General features: G+C 48.2%; 18 protein-coding genes and 1 pseudogene. 8 read left to right on the forward strand and 11 right to left on the reverse strand.

What is annotated here, in order from left to right; all coding sequences use genetic code 11:
• Positions 1–89 precede the first annotated feature (89 nt).
• The 8 genes from tolA to cydA all read right to left on the reverse strand — a co-directional run bounded on the left by tolA (position 90) and on the right by cydA (position 6,272).
• The gene (gene tolA / locus C1192_RS08645; protein ID WP_103194788.1) at positions 90–1,388 is read right to left on the reverse strand and encodes a cell envelope integrity protein TolA; all 1,299 of its coding nucleotides are present in this window, start codon (positions 1,386–1,388) and stop codon (positions 90–92) included.
• A gap of 64 nt (positions 1,389–1,452) precedes the next feature.
• Entirely contained in the window at positions 1,453–1,881 is a 429-nt protein-coding gene (gene tolR / locus C1192_RS08650) for a colicin uptake protein TolR (RefSeq protein WP_000090096.1), read from the reverse strand.
• A 3-nt stretch (positions 1,882–1,884) separates the two neighbouring features.
• The gene (gene tolQ / locus C1192_RS08655; protein ID WP_000131311.1) at positions 1,885–2,577 is read right to left on the reverse strand and encodes a Tol-Pal system protein TolQ; all 693 of its coding nucleotides are present in this window, start codon (positions 2,575–2,577) and stop codon (positions 1,885–1,887) included.
• Positions 2,574–2,978, reverse strand: coding sequence for a tol-pal system-associated acyl-CoA thioesterase (gene ybgC, locus C1192_RS08660; RefSeq protein WP_001098372.1), 405 nt, complete (start codon positions 2,976–2,978; stop codon positions 2,574–2,576). Before ybgC ends, tolQ begins: the two co-directional genes overlap by 4 nt.
• Positions 2,979–3,127: 149 nt before the next feature.
• A complete protein-coding gene (gene ybgE, locus C1192_RS08665; protein ID WP_000034596.1) occupies positions 3,128–3,421 on the reverse strand; it encodes a cyd operon protein YbgE in 294 nt (97 codons plus the stop codon).
• The gene (gene cydX / locus C1192_RS08670) at positions 3,421–3,534 is read right to left on the reverse strand and encodes a cytochrome bd-I oxidase subunit CydX (protein ID WP_000270283.1); all 114 of its coding nucleotides are present in this window, start codon (positions 3,532–3,534) and stop codon (positions 3,421–3,423) included. The genes ybgE and cydX overlap by 1 nt, the downstream gene beginning before the upstream one ends.
• Before the next feature lie 14 nt (positions 3,535–3,548).
• Complete coding sequence (cydB, locus tag C1192_RS08675) at positions 3,549–4,688, reverse strand: cytochrome d ubiquinol oxidase subunit II (protein ID WP_000568264.1); 1,140 nt, start codon at positions 4,686–4,688, stop codon at positions 3,549–3,551.
• Positions 4,689–4,703: 15 nt separating this feature from the next.
• A complete protein-coding gene (gene cydA / locus C1192_RS08680; RefSeq protein ID WP_001516006.1) occupies positions 4,704–6,272 on the reverse strand; it encodes a cytochrome ubiquinol oxidase subunit I in 1,569 nt (522 codons plus the stop codon).
• 1,388 nt (positions 6,273–7,660) lie between these two features.
• On the opposite strand from cydA, the gene glmS reads away from it, so the two are divergent.
• The 7 genes and pseudogenes from glmS (at position 7,661) to C1192_RS08715 (ending at position 15,828) form a co-directional block, all read left to right on the forward strand.
• Positions 7,661–8,110 carry a methylaspartate mutase subunit S gene (glmS, locus tag C1192_RS08685; RefSeq protein ID WP_038355581.1) on the forward strand — a complete coding sequence of 150 codons (450 nt, stop codon included), beginning with the start codon at positions 7,661–7,663 and terminating at the stop codon, positions 8,108–8,110.
• A pseudogene (glmL, locus tag C1192_RS08690) lies at positions 8,110–9,498 on the forward strand (methylaspartate mutase accessory protein GlmL). Before glmS ends, glmL begins: the two are co-directional and overlap by 1 nt.
• Positions 9,499–9,516: 18 nt before the next feature.
• Entirely contained in the window at positions 9,517–10,962 is a 1,446-nt protein-coding gene (locus C1192_RS08695) for a methylaspartate mutase subunit E (RefSeq protein ID WP_038355580.1), read from the forward strand.
• Positions 10,962–12,203 (forward strand): methylaspartate ammonia-lyase, encoded by a 1,242-nt coding sequence (locus C1192_RS08700; protein ID WP_000695017.1) that lies wholly within the window; start codon positions 10,962–10,964, stop codon positions 12,201–12,203. The genes C1192_RS08695 and C1192_RS08700 overlap by 1 nt, the downstream gene beginning before the upstream one ends.
• Positions 12,204–12,206: 3 nt before the next feature.
• The gene (locus tag C1192_RS08705) at positions 12,207–13,577 is read left to right on the forward strand and encodes an acyclic terpene utilization AtuA family protein (protein ID WP_038355579.1); all 1,371 of its coding nucleotides are present in this window, start codon (positions 12,207–12,209) and stop codon (positions 13,575–13,577) included.
• The gene (locus C1192_RS08710; protein ID WP_038355578.1) at positions 13,574–13,891 is read left to right on the forward strand and encodes a DUF4387 domain-containing protein; all 318 of its coding nucleotides are present in this window, start codon (positions 13,574–13,576) and stop codon (positions 13,889–13,891) included. Before C1192_RS08705 ends, C1192_RS08710 begins: the two co-directional genes overlap by 4 nt.
• 284 nt (positions 13,892–14,175) lie before the next feature.
• Positions 14,176–15,828 carry a class I fumarate hydratase gene (locus C1192_RS08715; protein ID WP_077784582.1) on the forward strand — a complete coding sequence of 551 codons (1,653 nt, stop codon included), beginning with the start codon at positions 14,176–14,178 and terminating at the stop codon, positions 15,826–15,828.
• Between the two features lie 167 nt (positions 15,829–15,995).
• On the opposite strand, the gene C1192_RS08720 is transcribed toward C1192_RS08715, so the two are convergent.
• The 3 genes from C1192_RS08720 to C1192_RS08730 form a co-directional block, all read right to left on the reverse strand.
• Positions 15,996–16,901: a LysR family transcriptional regulator gene (locus tag C1192_RS08720; RefSeq protein WP_001214252.1), complete on the reverse strand. Its 906-nt coding sequence runs from the start codon at positions 16,899–16,901 to the stop codon at positions 15,996–15,998.
• A 266-nt stretch (positions 16,902–17,167) separates the two neighbouring features.
• Positions 17,168–18,301 carry an aromatic amino acid lyase gene (locus C1192_RS08725; protein WP_077784581.1) on the reverse strand — a complete coding sequence of 378 codons (1,134 nt, stop codon included), beginning with the start codon at positions 18,299–18,301 and terminating at the stop codon, positions 17,168–17,170.
• 373 nt (positions 18,302–18,674) lie between these two features.
• The gene (locus C1192_RS08730) at positions 18,675–19,199 is read right to left on the reverse strand and encodes a MerR family transcriptional regulator (protein WP_038355575.1); all 525 of its coding nucleotides are present in this window, start codon (positions 19,197–19,199) and stop codon (positions 18,675–18,677) included.
• A gap of 185 nt (positions 19,200–19,384) precedes the next feature.
• Between C1192_RS08730 and C1192_RS08735 the strand changes: the two genes are divergently transcribed.
• The gene (locus C1192_RS08735) at positions 19,385–19,606 is read left to right on the forward strand and encodes a helix-turn-helix domain-containing protein (protein ID WP_000551058.1); all 222 of its coding nucleotides are present in this window, start codon (positions 19,385–19,387) and stop codon (positions 19,604–19,606) included.
• The last annotated feature ends 6 nt before the right edge of the window (positions 19,607–19,612 follow it).

Raw genomic sequence — 19,612 nt, forward strand, 5'->3', positions numbered from 1 at the left:
GAATGTTAACAAACTCAAATACACAAAACTACCAGAACCCCGCGACAACCGATGTCTGATATTAACCGCCGTGACGGCCAACATCGCGATTACGGCTTGAAGTCCAATGGTGCGTTTTTGAACACTTCATATACTGCCTGGCTTGGTGGTTTCGGGATCTTCGCAAGTTTAGCTGCTGCCAGTGCAGCCTGACAAAGTGCGGGATCGCCACCTTCAGGTTTGATATCCAGTAACATGCCATCTGGTGCCAGTTTTATGCGCAGCGTACAGGTTTTGCCTGCATAAGACGATGCGTCATAAAACTTACTTTCGATAGCAGATTTAATCTGCCCGGCATAGTTATTGATATCTGCACCTGATGCGCCATTGTTTTTAGTATTACCACTCCCGGCAGGCGAAGCATTGTTCCCTTTCGCCCCACCACCGGTTTTCGGTGCATTCTTACCAGAGCTTAGCTCACCGAAGATATCATCTGCCTCTGCGGCCGCTTTAGCTGCAGCGGCTTTTTCAGCAGCCGCTTTTGCCGCTGCTGCTTTCTTCTCGGCTGCGGCTTTCTCTGCTGCTGCTTTCTTATCAGCTGCAGCTTTCTCTGCCGCTGCTTTCTTATCAGCCGCAGCTTTCTCTGCCGCTGCTTTCTTATCAGCCGCAGCTTTCTCTGCCGCTGCTTTCTTATCAGCCGCAGCCTTTTCAGCAGCCGCTTTCTTCTCAGCTTCAGCCTTCGCTTTTTCAGCAGCTTCAGCCGCTGCTTTCTTTCTTGCTTCAGCAGCGGCGGCTTCTGCAGCTTCGGCTTTCTTTTTCAGTGCCGCAGCAGCTTTGGCGGCTTCAGCCTCAGCTTTCTTCTGCGCTTCGGCTGCGGCTTTGGCAGCTTCTGCTTCCGCTTTTTTCTTCGCATCCGCAGCCGCTTTCTTCGCCGCTTCGGCTGCTGCTTTGGCATCCGCTTCGGCCTTCGCTTTAGCATCTGCCGCAGCTTTCGCTGCCGCTTCTTCCGCTTGCTTCTGCTTTAACTCAGCCTGTTTGGCGGCGTCTTCAGCCTGCTTTTTCTGTTCCTGAGCAGCTAACCGCTCTTTCTCAAGTTGCTTCAGGCGTTCCTGTTCAGCCGCTTGCTTTTCACGGAGTTCTTCGGCTGCCTGCTGTTCCTTAATCTTGCGCTGCTCTTCGGAACGCTTCGCGCTTGACTCCTGGCTTTGCATGCGTTTGTACTGCTCAACTACCGCACCTGAATCAACCATTACGGCGTCGATAGACGAACCACCGCCACCTCCGGCTGAAGCTTCTATATTCTCATCGAACGAACTCCAGATCAGCGCCGCAAATAAGATGACATGCAGCACTGCTGAAATAATTATCGCCCGTTTGAGCTTGTCGTTTTGTTCGGTTGCCTTTGACACTCTCGGTTCCCAAAAACTGTTCGCCTGTTACCCGCTCTCTTTCAAGCAAGGGAAACGCAGATGCTTAGATAGGCTGCGTCATTAAACCAACCGATTTCACACCCGCACTGTGTAACAAGTTCAGCGCTTTAATTATTTCATCGTAAGGCACATCTTTTGCGCCACCGATCAGAAAGACCGTTTTCGGATTAGCCTTGAAACGGCTGGAGATTTCTGCCACCACCTGCTCTGGAGGTAAACGCTCCAGGCGATCTTTCTCAACCACCACGGTGTACTGACCAATACCAGATACTTCAACTATCACTGGCGGATTATCGTTACTACTCACTGCCTGCGATTCAGTAGCGTCTGGCAGATCGACCTCCACACTCTGGGTAATGATGGGTGCTGTCGCCATAAAGATCAGCAACAGCACCAGCAGTACATCCAGCAACGGTACGATGTTGATTTCGGACTTGAGATCGCGACGACCTCGTCCACGCGCTCTGGCCATGGCTTACCCCTTGTTGCTCTCGCTAACGGTAAACGCCTGGCGGTGCAGAATCGCAGTAAACTCTTCCATAAAGTTATCGTAATTCAGTTCCAGTTTGTTTACGCGTTGGTTAAGACGGTTGTAAGCCATAACCGCCGGAATAGCGGCGAACAGACCGATTGCCGTGGCAATCAACGCTTCTGCGATACCGGGAGCCACCATTTGCAGTGTTGCCTGCTTCACCGCACCAAGGGCAATAAAAGCGTGCATGATCCCCCAGACTGTACCAAACAAACCGATATACGGGCTGATAGAACCCACCGTACCGAGAAACGGAATGTGTGTTTCCAGATTTTCCAGCTCACGATTCATAGAGATACGCATCGCACGTGCAGCCCCTTCCACCACTGCTTCCGGCGCATGGCTGTTGGCACGATGCAGGCGCACAAATTCTTTGAACCCGCTGTAAAAGATTTGTTCCGACCCAGTGAGATTATCCCGTTTTCCCTGGCTCTCCTGATAGAGGCGAGAAAGTTCGATTCCAGACCAGAATTTATCTTCAAACGCTTCGGCTTCACGCGCTGCAGCGTTAAGAATACGGGTCCGCTGGATAATAATGGCCCAGGATGCGATTGAAAAACCAATCAAAATCAACATGATAAGTTTAACCAGAAGGCTAGCCTTCAGGAACAAATCAAGGATATTCATGTCAGTCACTGCTTAAACTCCGCGACAATAGACTTAGGAAGCGCACGAGGCTTCATTTTGAGTGGGTCAACGCAAACAATCAGAACCTCGGCTTCATTCAGCAGAGTATTCTCGGCGTTGACAATACGTTGCGTGAAAACCAAAGAGGTGCCACGCATTGATGTTATTTCAGTCTGTATTTCGAGCATATCGTCGAGCCGTGCAGGTGCGTAATATTCCACCGTCATTTTACGCACCACGAAGGCAACACGTTCAGCCATCAGCGCCTGTTGGCTAAAGTGATGGTGGCGCAGCATCTCTGTGCGTGCTCTTTCATAAAAAGCGATGTAACTGGCATGGTACACCACACCACCGGCATCAGTATCTTCATAATAGACACGAACCGGCCATCGAAACAGCGTTGTATTCACTTTACATCCCGGTAATGCAACAAAAGTTAGAACTTTTAAACGCTGCTACTATACGCGTGCGATTGAGGTTTGGGAATGAGGGTAAGTTAAGGGAGCGTAAAAATTTATGGACCCTCAACGGCCCATAAATTTTTAAAGAGAATTCTGATTTAAAAGAAGAAGAAAATCAGCCCTACAATGAGAACAAGATCAGCAAGCAATGGGCAAAAAATCCCTTTCCAAAGAACCTTCTGCGGACGAAACCCCACGCCGTGAATAACGCCTGCGCAGACGGCCCACATCAGCAATAATCCATGCCAGATTTCCAGCTCACTGGTCTTCGCGGCAAAACGTGATGGGTCCCAAAACATACATCCTGCTAACAGAAGCGCCATCACGAAGGAAAGCGCCCTCAGAGGGCGCTTGTCCATTACCGCATACAAGGTTGCGATAATCTTACTCATCAACTGTCTTCTTGACCGGCTTTGCCTGATTCGACGTGCTCAAGCGCCAGCGCGGTAATTACCCCAAATGAACAGGCAAGAAGCGTTCCCAGAATCCATGCGAAATACCACATTTTTAGCTCCTTACTTAGTACAGAGAGTGGGTGTTACGTTCAATATCTTCTTTGGTGATACGTCCGAACATTTTCCAGTAACACCAGGCGGTGTAGAGCAGAATGATCGGCACCAGAACCACCGCAACCCAGGTCATGACGTTAAGCGTCAGTTGGCTGGAAGTTGCATCCCACATTGTCAGACTTGCATTCATCATGGTGCTGGACGGCATTACAAACGGGAACATTGCAATACCCGCAGTCAGAATGATGCAGGCCAGTGTCAGAGAAGAGAACACAAACGCCCACGCGGCTTTATCCATACGCGCAGTCAGGATAGTCAGCAGTGGTAGAACCACCCCCAGAGCCGGAATAGCCCACAGAATTGGCGTGTTGTTGAAGTTCACCAGCCATGCACCAGCTTCACGAACCACTTCTTTATTCAGCGGGTTAGATGCTGCGTAATGGTCCATTGTCGACTTCACAACATAACCGTCGATACCGTACATCACCCATACGCCAGCCAGTGCGAAGCACACCAGCGTTACCAGCGCCGCCACCTGAGCCGTTGCACGGGTACGCAGGTGCAGTTCACCAACGGTGCGCATTTGCAGATAGGTTGCACCCTGAGTGATGATCATCCCGACGCTTACCACACCAGCCAGCAGGCCGAACGGATTGAGCAGTTGGAAGAAGTTACCGGTGTAGTACAGACGGAGATATTCATCAACATTGAACGGTACACCCTGCAACAGGTTACCGAACGCCACGCCAATCACCAGCGGCGGAACGAAGCTACCAATGAAGATGCCCCAGTCCCACATGTTACGCCAGCGGGTTTCTTCAATCTTGGAACGGTAATCAAAACCGACCGGACGGAAGAACAAAGATGCCAGCACGAGGATCATCGCGACATAGAAGCCGGAAAACGCAGCGGCATAGACCATCGGCCAGGCAGCAAATAATGCGCCGCCTGCAGTGATCAGCCAAACCTGGTTACCGTCCCAGTGTGGGGCGATGGAGTTAATCATAATTCGACGCTCGGTGTCGTTACGACCGAGGAAACGGGTGAGCATGCCCACCCCCATGTCGAAACCGTCAGTGACTGCAAAACCAATCAGCAGAATGCCAACCAGCAGCCACCAGATAAAACGCAATACTTCATAATCGATCATTTGACGACTCCTGTCTTAGCGTGCCGGCTGAGTAGTCGTGGAAGACTGCTCAAAGTGATAGCGACCGGTTTTCAGGCTGCTTGGGCCGAGGCGTGCAAACTTGAACATTAAGAACATTTCTGCCACCAGGAACAGGGTATACAGGCCGCAAATCAGAACCATAGAGAAGATGAGATCGCCTGCAGTCAGCGACGAGTTCGCCACTGCGGTAGGCAGCACCTCACCGATAGCCCACGGTTGACGACCATATTCGGCAACAAACCAGCCCGCTTCTACAGCGATCCACGGCAGCGGAATACCGTACAGCGCGGCGCGCAGCAGCCATTTTTTCTCACCGATACGGTTGCGGATTACGCTCCAGAAGGAGAGCGCGATAATTGCCAGCAGCAGGAAGCCACACGCCACCATGATGCGGAACGCGAAGTACAGCGGTGCTACACGTGGAATAGAGTCTTTGGTTGCCTGTTGAATCTGCGCTTCAGTCGCATCCGCCACATTCGGCGTATAGCGTTTCAGCAGCAGACCATAACCGAGATCTTTCTTCATGCTATTGAACTGATCGCGTACAGCCTGGTCGGTAGAACCAGAACGCAGTTGCTCAAGCAGAGAGTACGCTTTCATCCCGTTACGGATACGTTCTTCGTGCTGCACCATCAGCTCTTTCAGGCCGATAACCGGCGTATCCACAGAACGTGTAGCGATGATACCCAGCGCATAAGGGATCTGGATTGCAAATTTGTTCGTCTGCTCTTCCTGATCAGGAATACCGAACAGAGTAAAGGCAGCAGGCGCAGGTTGAGTTTCCCACTCGGCTTCAATAGCAGCCAGTTTGGTTTTCTGCACGTCACCCATTTCGTAACCGGATTCATCACCCAGAACAATAACGGACAGAACAGCAGCCATACCGAAGCTTGCAGCGATAGCAAAGGAGCGTTTTGCGAAGGCGAAGTCACGGCCTTTCAGCATATACCATGCGCTGATACCGAGGATGAACATCGCGCCAGTCACATAACCAGACGCAACAGTGTGAACGAATTTCACCTGAGCAACCGGGTTAAGCACCAGCTCGGAGAAGCTCACCATCTCCATACGCATAGTTTCGAAATTGAAATCGGACGCGATTGGGTTTTGCATCCAGCCGTTCGCAACCAGAATCCACAGTGCGGACAGGTTTGAACCGAGCGCCACCAGCCAGGTGACACACATATGCTGAACTTTACCCAGACGATCCCAACCGAAGAAGAACAGACCTACAAAGGTGGATTCGAGGAAGAAGGCCATCAGACCTTCGATTGCCAGCGGCGCACCGAAGATATCCCCTACATAGTGAGAATAATAAGACCAGTTAGTCCCGAACTGGAACTCCATGGTTAAACCGGTTGCCACACCCAGAGCAAAGTTGATACCAAACAACTTGCCCCAGAACTTTGTCATATCTTTATAAATCTGTTTGCCGGAAAGGACGTAGACCGTTTCCATGATGGCCAGCAGGAACGCCATACCGAGCGTCAGTGGCACAAAAAGGAAGTGGTACATCGCGGTCAAGGCAAACTGTAAGCGCGACAGTTCGACTATATCTAACATCATGACTCCTTGCTCATCGCATGAAGACTCCGAGAGTGAACCCCGTTAGAAAGGGTCACACGCATGCCCCAATACAAAATTATTTGCTCGCCCCTATCGTTGCCATTTCATCAAAAGAGGAAAAGACAATGATAAAAAGTTACAAACATGTTAATGAATAAACCAAATTGATCCCGCAATTATATTACGCCGCAAAATCCTTACAATAAACAGGTTTTTATTGAACAAATTTGCATTTTTCGACAGTGATCAATTTATAGCGAAATTGTCACCATCTCACCAATTTGATCTACGACAATTTATCGTGTTTTGCAGATTTTTTTCAAGAATTAAAAATTGATTTATATCAAAATCAATCACATATGTTAATTATGTGTGAATTATAGATTGTTGGTAATTTTATTGTTAAAACATTGTAAACCATAAATACAGAATTATTATCGCAATGGAGAGATATAGATAAAAAACCAGTATTTTATTTAACAGAGCTGCTTTATCGACTTTTTATAATACTAATTAGTTAGAGTAGCCAATTTGTTGCCATTTTACATAACATATTTTTATCAAAGTTAATCGATTGTTGTCTTTATGAGCACATTCCTATGAGTCCATTATTTTATTGTTTCTCTGGTAATAATCACTTATGGGAATAGATGTATTGGGTATAGTCAGGCGGGACGAAAATTTTTTAAGCGAAATTATAGGGTATAGGTATTTTCCCGCTCTTGTCCTCTACGATTAATTCAGCAATTAACAATTAAGAAAAATAGCAGGTAATTCAGCAAGTAAGTCTACCGCAGGCTGTTATATATAGAATATTGTTATTCATTTAACAGCAACACGAAACAACGAAGTGGGATTGTAAGTGAGTGTTATAAAACCTCCAGATTCCTTCGAACAATACGTTACCCTGCCTCTAAAAAATACTCCTATGGCGTAAAGTTGATTAGCTCCAACGAATGGCATAACCCTGTGCAGGATATTACCCACTTGTTACTTACAACATTATTTTTACAATTCTGCGTTAAGCCAGAAGCGAATAGTATTGGATACATACATCAAACTTTTTTAATTGCCTTTATAGGGGTTAAAAGTGTGCCCAAAATGCAAATTAGATGTTGATCACAATTATATCAACATATTAGATCAATAGAATTTAAAAAAAATTAAAATCAATGGCGCAAGGCATCGCAACGCATTGAAATTTATCACCTATTTAAACACACATTATAAACAAGCATTTTACGAAAGATATTTTGAAAATAGATCAATTGCATCCTAATGACTGGGCAAAGAAACTCCAGTGATATTAAGCATGTGCCGTTATGTATGGCCATAAATACAACGTGTGTAACTTATTTTACTCTCTGTCTTACAAAGGATTACCCATGAAGAAAGCAACACTTGTGATTGGCGTTATTGGCGCTGACTGCCATGCAGTAGGCAATAAAGTTCTGGATCGTGTTTTTACCACCCATGACTTCAGGGTCATTAATCTGGGCGTTATGGTCAGCCAGGACGAATATATTGATGCCGCCATTGAAACTGGCGCTAACGCGATTGTGGTTTCCTCTATCTATGGTCATGGCGATATCGACTGTCTGGGCATGCGTGAACGCTGCATCGAGCGCGGGCTGGGTGACATTCTGCTTTATGTGGGCGGTAACCTGGTGGTGGGTAAACATGACTTCGCTGACGTGGAAATCAAATTCAAAGAAATGGGTTTTGATCGCGTCTTCGCACCCAGCCATGACTTAGAAGATGTCTACCAACTGATGACCAACGATATCAGCCAACGTCATGGCGTAGAAATACACATTCTCGAAGAGGCAATCTGATGCAAATTGTCTCTGTCGATATTGGATCGACGTGGACCAAAGCAGCCCTCTTCACTCGGGAGGGGGACGCGTTAACGTTGGTTAACCACGTTCTGACTCCAACCACCACGCACCATCTGGCGGAAGGTTTATTCTCCAGCCTGAACCAGGTGTTAAACGTAGATAATGCCCTCCCCCTGTTAAACTGCGGTGAGGTTGCATTGAAGTATTCCTCCTCAGCCAAAGGGGGACTGGCGGTCGCTGCAATGGGGTTAGTGCCTTCTATCACCCTGGAAACTGCGAAAGTAACCGCTCACTCTGCTGGCGCTAAAATCACGCAATATTACGCCTACAAGCTGAACCGCCGTGATATTCAGGCGCTGGAAGAGACACCGCCAGACATCCTGTTGTTCACCGGCGGCACCGACGGCGGTGAAGAAAGTTACGGACTGAATAACGCCCGCGTGCTGGCAGAATCAAAACTCGACTGAGCCATTATTTATGCCGGAAACAGGGATATTCAGGATGAAGTGCAAGCCATCCTTGGGCATAAAGAGCTGACTATCGTCGATAACGTCCTGCCTGACCTTGACCATCCAACCCCTTTGGCCGCGCGTCAGGCCATCTGCGACATTTTTCTCAAACGTATTGTTAAAGGAAAAGGGCTGGATGTCATTGTTGATGAAACGGGCGAAGAACCGATGCCGACACCGTGGACGGTCTATGAGTTGGTAAAGGCCATCAGCAATGTAAATAGTCACTGGAAAGAGTTCATTCTTCTCGACATGGGCGGCGCAACCACCGACGTCTATTCCGCCTGCATTAATCATCTCGCGCCAGATACCGTTTTGCACGGCGTACCAGAACCATTCATAAAACGAACCGTAGAAGGCGATCTGGGGATGCGCGTCTCGGCGGCGGTGGTTGGTGAAAACGCAAAAGACTTAGTCAATATGATCTTTGCTCAGCAACCCGTGCAGCAGGAGGCTTTTTATCATTACCTTCGTCATTTGGCCGCTCATCCCGAATACTTACCCGCTAACACAGAAGAAAAATATTTCGATGCTGTGCTGGCCGGGCTGTGCGTGGGTTACGCCACAGAACGTCATGCGGGCACCAAAAAAGAAGTCTGCACCTGCGTCGGTAATGTTGATTTACAAATGGGACGCGACCTTACCACCGTGCACAAAGTCATCGGCTCCGGTGGATGGCTGTCGCGCGCCAGCCAGTTTGATATTCATCACTGGCTGAAGTACCGCGAGTTAAACGACGACGGCAAACGCATTCTCTTACCGACTCAATTTGAATATTACCGTGATTCACAGGGGCTATTTCCACTGCTGGCAAACGTCGCCAGAGTAGACCCGCAAGCCGCCGCGCTCACCAGTATTCAATGCTTAACCCTATAACAATTAAGGCAGCAACCAATGGAACTTCGAAACAAGAAATTAACCCATGACGAATTCATGGCCGAGCGGCAACAGGTACTGAAAACCTGGGAAACTGGCAAGGACGTTGAAAAATTCGAAGATGGCGTTAAATACCAACAAACCATTCCTGAACATAAACGCTTCTCCCTTGCCCTGCTGAAAGCAGACCTGGAAGGTAAAACACTTAGCCAGCCGCGCGCTGGCGTGGCGCTGATGGACGAACACATTGAACTACTGAAAACACTACAAGAAGAGTGCGATCTGCTGCCGAGCACCATTGATGCCTACACCCGTCTGAATCGTTACGAAGAAGCGGCGGTGGGAATTAAGAAGTCCATCGAAGCCGGAACATCTAAACTGAACGGTTTACCGGTGGTTAACCACGGTGTCGCAGCGTGCCGCCGTCTGACCGAAACCCTGCAAAAACCGTTACAGATCCGCCACGGCACGCCAGATGCGCGCCTGCTGGCTGAAATCTCAATGGCCAGTGGCTTCACCAGTTATGAAGGCGGCGGCATTTCCTACAATATTCCGTATGCCAAACGTGTAACGCTGGAAAAATCTATCCGCGACTGGCAGTACTGCGACCGCTTAATGGGGTTGTATGAAGAACATGGCATTCGTATCAACCGCGAACCATTTGGCCCACTGACTGGAACGCTGATCCCGCCATTTATCTCGCACTCTGTTTCGATTATCGAGGGCCTGTTGGCGTTGGAACAAGGCGTAAAATCTATCACTGTTGGTTATGGCCAGGTCGGCTGCCTGACACAAGATATTGCGGCGATCCGGTCTCTACGTGAACTCGCGCACGAATACTTCCAAAACAATGGTTATACGGACTACGAGTTAAGTACGGTGTTCCACCAGTGGATGGGCGGTTTTCCGGAAGACGAATCGAAAGCGTTCGCCATTATCTCCTGGGGCGCGGCGGTAGCAGGCATGTCGGGCGCAACTAAAGTTATCACCAAAAGCCCACATGAAGCATGGGGTATACCTACCGCCGCCGCCAACGTGCAGGGGCTGAAAGCCTCCCGTCAAATGCTCAATATGGTCAGCGATCAAAAATTCCCGCCATGCCCTGTGGTTGAACTGGAAATTGAGCTGATTAAAAGTGAAGTTCGTGCCGTCCTGAATAAAGTGTTCGAACTGGGCAATGGTGATATCGCGCGCGGTACAGTGCTGGCTTTTGAAGCGGGTGTACTGGATGTACCCTTTGCGCCAGCCGCCTGCAACGCGGGCAAACTTCTTCCGGTTCGTGACAACACCGGGGCTATCCGCGTACTTGAAGCCGGAGCCGTTCCTCTGCCAAAAGAGATTCTTGACCTCCACCACGATTACGTTGCCGAACGCGCACGCGTTGAAGGACGCCAACCGACATTCCAGATGGTTGTAGATGACATCAATGCCGTATCCCACAGCAAATTAATAGGAAGACCATAATGAAAATAAAACAGGCCCTTTTCACCGCTGGTTACTCATCGTTCTATTTCGATGACCAGCAGGCGATAAAAAACGGAGCGGGTCATGACGGCTTTTTTTATACCGGGGAGCCAGTAACGCCCGGTTTTAGCGCTGTGCGCCAGGCCGGGGAGTGCGTTTCAGTTCAGTTGATTCTGGAAAACGGTGCCGTCGCCGTCGGTGACTGTGCTGCTGTTCAATACTCCGGAGCCGGTGGCCGCGATCCACTATTCCTTGCTGAACACTTTATTCCGTTCCTCAACACGCATATCAAACCTTTGCTGGAAGGCCGCGATGTGGACGCATTCCTGCCGAATGCCCGTTTCTTCGACAAACTGCGTATTGACGGCAACCTGCTGCACACTGCCGTGCGTTATGGTTTATCGCAGGCATTACTTGACGCCACCGCGCTGGCAACCGGTCGCCTGAAAACCGAGGTCGTTTGTGCCGAATGGCAATTACCCTGCGTAGCGGAATCCATTCCGTTATTTGGTCAAAGCGGTGACGACCGTTACATCGCTGTGGATAAAATGATCCTTAAAGGCGTCGATGTCCTGCCACATGCATTGATTAATAACGTTGAAGAGAAGCTGGGCTATAAAGGTGAAAAACTACGCGAATATATCCGTTGGCTGGCGGATCGCATTTTGGGCAAACGCACCAGCGCACGCTATCGCCCTACCCTGCACATTGACGTTTACGGCACTATCGGTCTGATCTTCGATATGGATCCGGTGCGCTGCGCCCAATACATCGCCAGTCTGGAAGACGAAGCACAAGGTTTGCCACTGTACATTGAAGGTCCTGTCGATGCCGGTAATAAACCTGATCAAATTCGCTTGTTAACCGCCATCACCAAAGAGCTGACGCGCCTCGGTTCCGGCGTGAAAATTGTCGCTGACGAGTGGTGTAACACCTACCAGGATATCGTTGATTTCACCGATGCAGGCAGTTGTCATATGGTGCAAATTAAAACGCCGGATCTTGGCGGTGTTCATAACATCGTTGACGCAGTGTTGTATTGCAACAAACACGGGATGGAAGCCTACCAGGGCGGCACCTGCAACGAAACAGAGATCAGCGCCCGCACCTGTGTGCACGTTGCGCTGGCCGCACGCCCAATGCGTATGCTGGTCAAGCCAGGGATGGGTTTCGACGAAGGCCTCAACATCGTCTTCAACGAAATGAATCGTACTATCGCACTGTTGCAGGCTAAGGGATAACAGATGGCTCGTAAATTCAAAGTGTTATCGCCAACAGCCATTCTTGGTTATGGTTTCCCGGAAGAAAGTTTTAATAAGGCGATGGAAGAATCTCCGGATCTGATCGCCGTTGACGCCGGTTCATCTGACCCAGGTCCCCATTACCTGGGGGCGGGTAAAGCCTTTACCGACCGGGCGGGCGTCAAACGCGACCTGCGTTACATGATAACCGCTGGCGTGAAGAACAACATTCCGGTGGTAATCGGTACGGCAGGCGGCTCCGGCGCGGCCCCACATCTGGAGTGGTGCCGTGAAATTATTCATGAAATTGCGCAAGAAGAAAAACTCTCGTTCTCGATGGCGCTGATTCCTGCTGACGTCGACAAAGCACTCGTCCACGAAGCGCTGGATAATGGCAAAATCACGGCGCTGGATTTTGTCCCGGCATTAACCCATGAAGCAATCGACGAAAGTACCTACATTGTGGCGCAAATGGGGATCGAGCCTTTCCAGCGGGCGCTGAAAGCAGGCGCTCAGGTGGTTCTGGGTGGGCGCGCTTACGACCCGGCCTGCTTTGCCGCACTGCCTATCATGCAGGGGTTTGACGAAGGGCTGGCGCTGCACTGCGGGAAAATCCTTGAGTGCGCGGCCATTGCCGCAACGCCTGGCTCCGGTTCAGACTGTGCAATGGGTATCATTGACGACAACGGCTTTACGCTGAAGACATTTAATCCACAGCGTAAATTTACCGAAACGTCCGCCGCCGCGCATACGTTGTATGAGAAATCTGATCCGTACTTCCTGCCTGGACCTGGCGGCGTACTGAATCTAAAGAGCTGTACATTTAAAGCGGTCAATGATGGCGAAGTGTATGTCAGCGGTTCAAAACATGAAGAAACGCCGTATGCCCTGAAACTGGAAGGCGCCCGTCGGGTTGGCTTCCGCTGCCTGACCATTGCCGGGACCCGCGATCCTATTATGATTGCCGGGATCGACAAAATTATCGAAGAAGTGAAAGCAAGCGTAGCGAGTAACCTTTCGCTGGACGATGACAGCATCCGCATTACATTCCACCTGTACGGAAAAAATGGCGTCATGGGTGCTCATGAACCCACGCAAACTGCCGGACACGAACTGGGGATCCTGCTGGATGTCGTCGCGCCAACTCAGGAGATTGCCAATAGCGTTTGCTCGCTGGTGCGTTCAACCATGTTGCACTATGGCTATGAAAATCGCATCGCTACCGCAGGTAACCTCGCCTTCCCGTTCTCGCCCTCAGATGTACAGGCTGGGCCGGTATATGAGTTCTCGATCTATCACCTGATTGAAGCCAACGACGCACTGCGTTTTGATTTCCACATCGAACAGGTGACGCCGGAAGGAATTCAGGCATGAAACAGTCAATTCGTTCACTGGAGCAGGTGATCCGCTCCAAAAACGCCGGACCCTATGAACTGGTTTTAGATATTTTATTTAAAACGAAAGAAAACTATGAGCGAGTTAAATCATCTGGGCAATTAACCCCAGAACTGGTGGCTGGCTTATATCATGTTGAACCTGAATTTATTCATCGTATTGTCTGGTTTGATCCTTCTAATGCAGTAAAAATCGTCATGCCACGAGATATTATCTCCGGAAATGTGGGTGATAGTGATGTTTATGGTGCACAGCAACACGCACCTTTATTAAGTATTCATTTTGATATTTAATAATTAATATTGTTTAGATTATCAACCTCATAAATGTACCTGCACAGATTTATTCATGACAGGTACATTTATCTAAATATATCACTAAAATAAATTGCGAAGCATGCTGGTATTATCACATCTTAAATAACGGGTGAACTACATCCCTCTAAAAATCACACGTAATTAAACAAAAAATGCTTAAGTAAATACCGAATGACAACGTGATATAAACATCCAGCTCCTGCTGGAAAAATGGCCTGTCTTAGCATTCGGTAAAAATAACCACAACGTGAGAAGAGATCATGTCTAAACCATTCGTCTGGCAGGATCCGTTTTTGCAAGATAAAGACGGTACAGAATATAAATTAATTAGCGATCAACATATTATGGTAACGAAGTTAGACGGTGAAGACGTAATAAAAGTCGCCCCTGACGCGTTAACGTTGCTTGCCCGACAGGCATTTTATGAAGCCTCTTTTTTCTTACGCTCTGCTCATTTGCAACAGGTCGCCAGCATTCTTAACGATCCGCAAGCCAGCAGTAATGACAAATACGTGGCCTTGCAGTTACTGCGAAATGCAGAGGTCTCGGCAAAGGGAATATTACCCAACTGTCAGGACACAGGCACAGCAACGATTGTTGCCAGCAAGGGACAACATATCTGGACCGGGTGCAATGATGCTGAAGCCCTGAGCAAAGGTATTTACAGCACTTTCCAGGAAAATAATCTGCGTTTTTCGCAAAATGCGCCACTGGATATGTATACCGAGATGAATACCCAAACCAATCTCCCGGCGCAGATTGATATCAGCGCCGTACCCGGCGACGAATACCATTTTCTGTGTGTTAATAAAGGGGGAGGCTCCGCCAATAAAGCCGCGCTTTATCAGGAAACAAAATCTCTCCTGCAACCGGAAAAACTGACCGCATTTTTAATTGAAAAAATGAAATCGCTGGGCACCGCCGCCTGTCCGCCCTACCATATCGCCTTTGTCGTCGGAGGACTTTCTGCCGATCAGGCGTTAAAAGTCGCCAAACTGGCTTCAACGAAATACTACGATAATCTGCCCACCAGCGGAAACGAGCAGGGACAAGCATTCCGCGATGTTGAACTGGAAAAAACATTGCTCGACGCCAGCCAGCAATTTGGTATTGGTGCTCAGTTTGGTGGCAAATATTTCGCTCATGATATTCGTGTTATTCGTCTGCCACGCCACGGCGGCTCCTGCCCAATTGCCATGGCGCTCTCCTGTTCCGCCGATCGCAATATTAAGGCCAAAATTAACAAACACGGTATCTGGCTGGAAAAACTCGAACATAATCCGGGGCAATATATTCCTGTATCAATGCGGGAAGAAAATCGCACGCATCATATGCATCTCGATCTGAATCGTCCATTGCGTGACGTGATGCAAGATCTCGCCACGTTACAGGTCGGCACCCGCGTGTCGTTAAGTGGGCCAATCGTGGTGGCGCGCGATATCGCCCACGCAAAAATTAAAGAGCGACTGGATAACGGTGAACCGATGCCGGATTACCTGAAACATCATGTTGTCTATTACGCAGGGCCGGCGAAAACACCAGAAAACATGGCCTGCGGTTCATTGGGGCCAACCACTGGCGGTCGAATGGACGGTTATGTCGATACCTTTCAGGCAGCGGGCGGCAGTCTGGTCATGTTGTCGAAAGGCAACCGCAGCCAGCAGGTCACCGATGCCTGTCACAAACATGGCGGCTTTAATCTGGGAAGTATTGGCGGTGCGGCGGCGTTACTGGCGCAAGAATATGTCAAAAGCCTTCGCTGTCTGGAATACCCGGAGCTGGGCATGGAAGCCGTGTGGATGATGGAAGTTGAAAATCTGCCCGCATTCATTCTGGTGGATGATAAAGGCAATAATTTCTTTAGCCAGTTTGAGCAGCAACACCGCTGTGCCAGTTGCCCTGCGGGGCATTAATGAAAGTGAATGTTACGCTTTAGTCGTGCTGGGTGAGCTGATCTTTATGCTGGCTTACCATTTTCTGGATACTGAAGAGGTGAACGCCTCACTGCAAAATTGCCCCATCAGGCACAACCAGGTCTCGACGGTTAATATCTGCGCCTGGCATTTCGCCAGGCGTAGGTTTACATCTCCTCCGGCACCACCGATTTTGCCAGCAACCACTCACGAAAGAGCTGCAAGTGCGGATATTCAGCCTTCTCTTCCCGCCACGTCATAATGAAGCGATTACCGGTAAGAATGGGCACATCGCACGGGATCACCATATCACCACTATCTAAATCGTGTTGGATAGCGAACCGCGGCAGCAATGCCACGCCGAGATTAGAGCGCACGGCGGCAATCAGCATCGAAAGCAAATCGAAACGCGGCCCATTATTGACCAGCGGACTGCTAACGCCCGATAGCGCAAACCACTCTTCCCAGCCAGTAATACGGGTGCTCTGATGCAGAAGAGGTAGCTCACTAAGTAGTTCTGCAACGGACAGCTTTTGATCGGGCAGTGAAAGCAAACTGCCGCTGCATACTGGCAGAATCTCTTCCTCAAAGAGATATTCTACCTTCGACCAGGGGGCGCAAAAATTTTCGCGCATAATGACAGCATCGTATTCCCGATTAAGAAAATCCCCGTTATTGGCTAATGAGTGGATATTGACAATAATATCGGGATACAATTTATTGAACTCACGTAAATTGGGGATCAACCAGTGCGTGCTGAAGGTAGGATTGACAGCAAGCTCAATAACCTGAACCGTGGGTTGCCAGGTCATGATTGTATTTGTGTCACGTTCCAGTTTATTCAATGTTTCTTTAACAATTCCCAGATAATATTTACCGGCATCATTAAGGAATATTCTTTTTTTAGAATGCGCAAATAATGATATATGTAAAAACTCTTCCAGTGCGCTAACTTGTCTGAATACTGCACTTTGGGTTAACGCCAACTCCTCTGCTGCTCTGGTATAACTTTCATGACGTGCGACTACCTCAAAAGTCACCAGCAATTCCGTTTTGGGTATTTTTCCTCTCATAATGCCGTCCCTTAAAAATAGTTTAAACTATCAAAAATACATTACTTATTACTAAGTAATGGTAACCAAAGCAGCAATAAATAATTTATAAGTATCATGATTGATATTTATAACCCAGCACGTTCGGTATGGCAATTACCTTAATGAGGCAATAATAATCCGAAAAGCAAAACGCCCTTCGGATTATTATAATCAATATTAAGAAAAACTATTAAACTGATAATTATCATATCTATAGATATTATGATAAACAACCAACACCGATTTTATTTTTGATTTATCGCATATCCTTCTAAGAATTTTTGCGATGCTGCAATATCCGGAGTAAAGATGCGATCCTGCTCGACAAATGGCACGACTTTTCTGTAGGCGGTAAACATCGCTTTTGTTGATTTACCTAATGCCAGTTGTGGATCGGCTTGCAACCGCAAATCGATTGCCTGCGCGGAATGCATCAATTCAATGCCATAAATAATGTTCAAATTATCAACCACCTGTTTCAGTCTTCTGGCTGCATGGTCGTTATTGGCACCGGTATCTTCAATGCCTCCGGCAACCGGTTGAATATCGAAAGAAACAGGATTGGCGAGATCAACATTTTCTGCATGCAGCGCGACAAAAGGAATATGCAGCGAACCGAAGCCGTGACCTTTATTACTAGGTGCCGACAGGAAGCGCGTTAAACCCGTAAAGTGATCATCTTCCAGGTGCAGCGAGCGACGCATACTGTTATGCGAAACATGCACTAACGCCACGGTCAGACGCTGGGTGGCAAGCGCAACAGGTAACGATTCGAAGTTTGCCGTCGGGAAAATCCCGCCGCTGATTGCGCCATCTTTAACAAAATATTGCGCGACCTGGCTGGAATCCTGGTACGCCTTATCAGCATTCAGCACAGTTGCCGGGTTATCGTCAGAACTGTTGATCTGCACGGTAATGATATCTTCTGCGTCATGTAGCGCACGTACCGACTCAGAAAGGGTATACACCGTTGTTCTGAACGATAACGGATCCTGCAATGCGCGTTTGTCATCCTTATGCCATAAATAAGAACCGATTAACGCATCGCGGATCTCTTTCGCGGAATCAGCCAACTGCGGGAAAGGACGCACGTCGATCGACTGCGGCAGTACCGGCGCGACGTTACCATTCAACGCTTCCAGACTCATAGCGAAAACCACCGGGCTGACATTCAGCAACTGGCGTGCCGACCGTACCGCTTCAATCGCATACGCCGTGCCAACGCTGTTGTTCGACAAAATCGCCAGCATATCTTTACCCTGCGGCACCAGTGGTTTAAGCCCCACTTTCGCCAGCGCATCGCCACCACTCATTTCCACGCCATTAACCCGCGCTTTCCATTCCCCCATCATCACCAGGCCAACGTGTGATGCGAGCATAATATCTGCTGCGCCAATGCTTCCACGCGCCGGATGTATTGATTCACTTGAAGTACGAAAAAAACCGGGAGGACATTGGATTATTCGGGATTTGGCGGGATTAGATTTAGTGGGGCTTGCAAGCCTGTAGGACAGATTTTAGCCGTTACATCTTGAAACGCGAAAGATTGTTGGAAACAGCTTTTGATTCATTAAAGACACGAAAAGCAATTACTTCACGCATCATTTCAAGTACAGCTTCAAAAATGCTTCAAAAACGGTAACAACCAGGCTTTCAGCAAGTGATGTGTGTCAAAAACAATCATCACTGTTTGGGTATCTTACATATGTAATTACCTGGAGTGAAGTTTATGTCTTAGCTATTACCTGGTTGTTATACAGCTTTCTTTACATCGTTTTCTCTTACAGGGAAATTATGTTCTTTGCCTTCATACTGAGACAAAATCTCTCTTACTTTTTCCGGTGGTAATGCCTGAAGAGTTTGCAGGGTTTTCTGTTGCTCCACAGTAATCCCTAATGCCTCTAATGCCTTATCTTTACTGACAATTGTAGGCATAAGTCCTTTAATCCCTGCTACACGAATGATCTCCACAGCTGCGGCCTGCTCATCTGGTGTTAAGAAGCTCATTGCATAAATCAGCCTCTCATCAACTGTATGGGCGATTGATGTATGCACTGGTTTATCAGAAAGTGAGGCTCCTTTAATGGCCCTGCGTGTTTCTTCTGGCAGACTGTTGATGTGATACTCATAAGCGACACCTTTCCCACCGTGACGCTGACGTTTTACCCAATCTTCCGCCACAGCTTTCCTGGTAATGTTAGTCGCCAACTTTGGTACACCAGGCATCCCTTCCAGCTCTTTCGCATTAAACCATTCTTTGATTTCAAAAGATATCATTTAAAATCCTAGTGATTTCAATAGAGACAAAATAAATTCATATAAAAATCATACTGTTATATGAAATCATGATAAATCCATTCAAATCCCTATTGATTTGAAAGTGATTCCACACTACATTGCACGATATGCCGTGAGCTACTTTATAGCGTAGCTCACGGGGGAATCTGAAAGGATTACATGAAATGCATATGAATAAAAGAACTAACCGCCAAGATTGGCACAGAGCTGACATCGTTGCAGAGCTACGAAAACGCAATATGTCACTAGCTGAATTGGGAAGATCTAATCATCTTTCGTCTTCAACATTAAAAAATGCTTTGGATAAGAGATATCCGAAAGCGGAGAAAATCATTGCAGATGCACTGGGAATGACACCGCAAGATATTTGGCCGTCTCGATACTAGGTGCGC

It is taken from the genome of Escherichia marmotae, assembly GCF_002900365.1.
Lineage (GTDB): Bacteria > Pseudomonadota > Gammaproteobacteria > Enterobacterales > Enterobacteriaceae > Escherichia > Escherichia marmotae.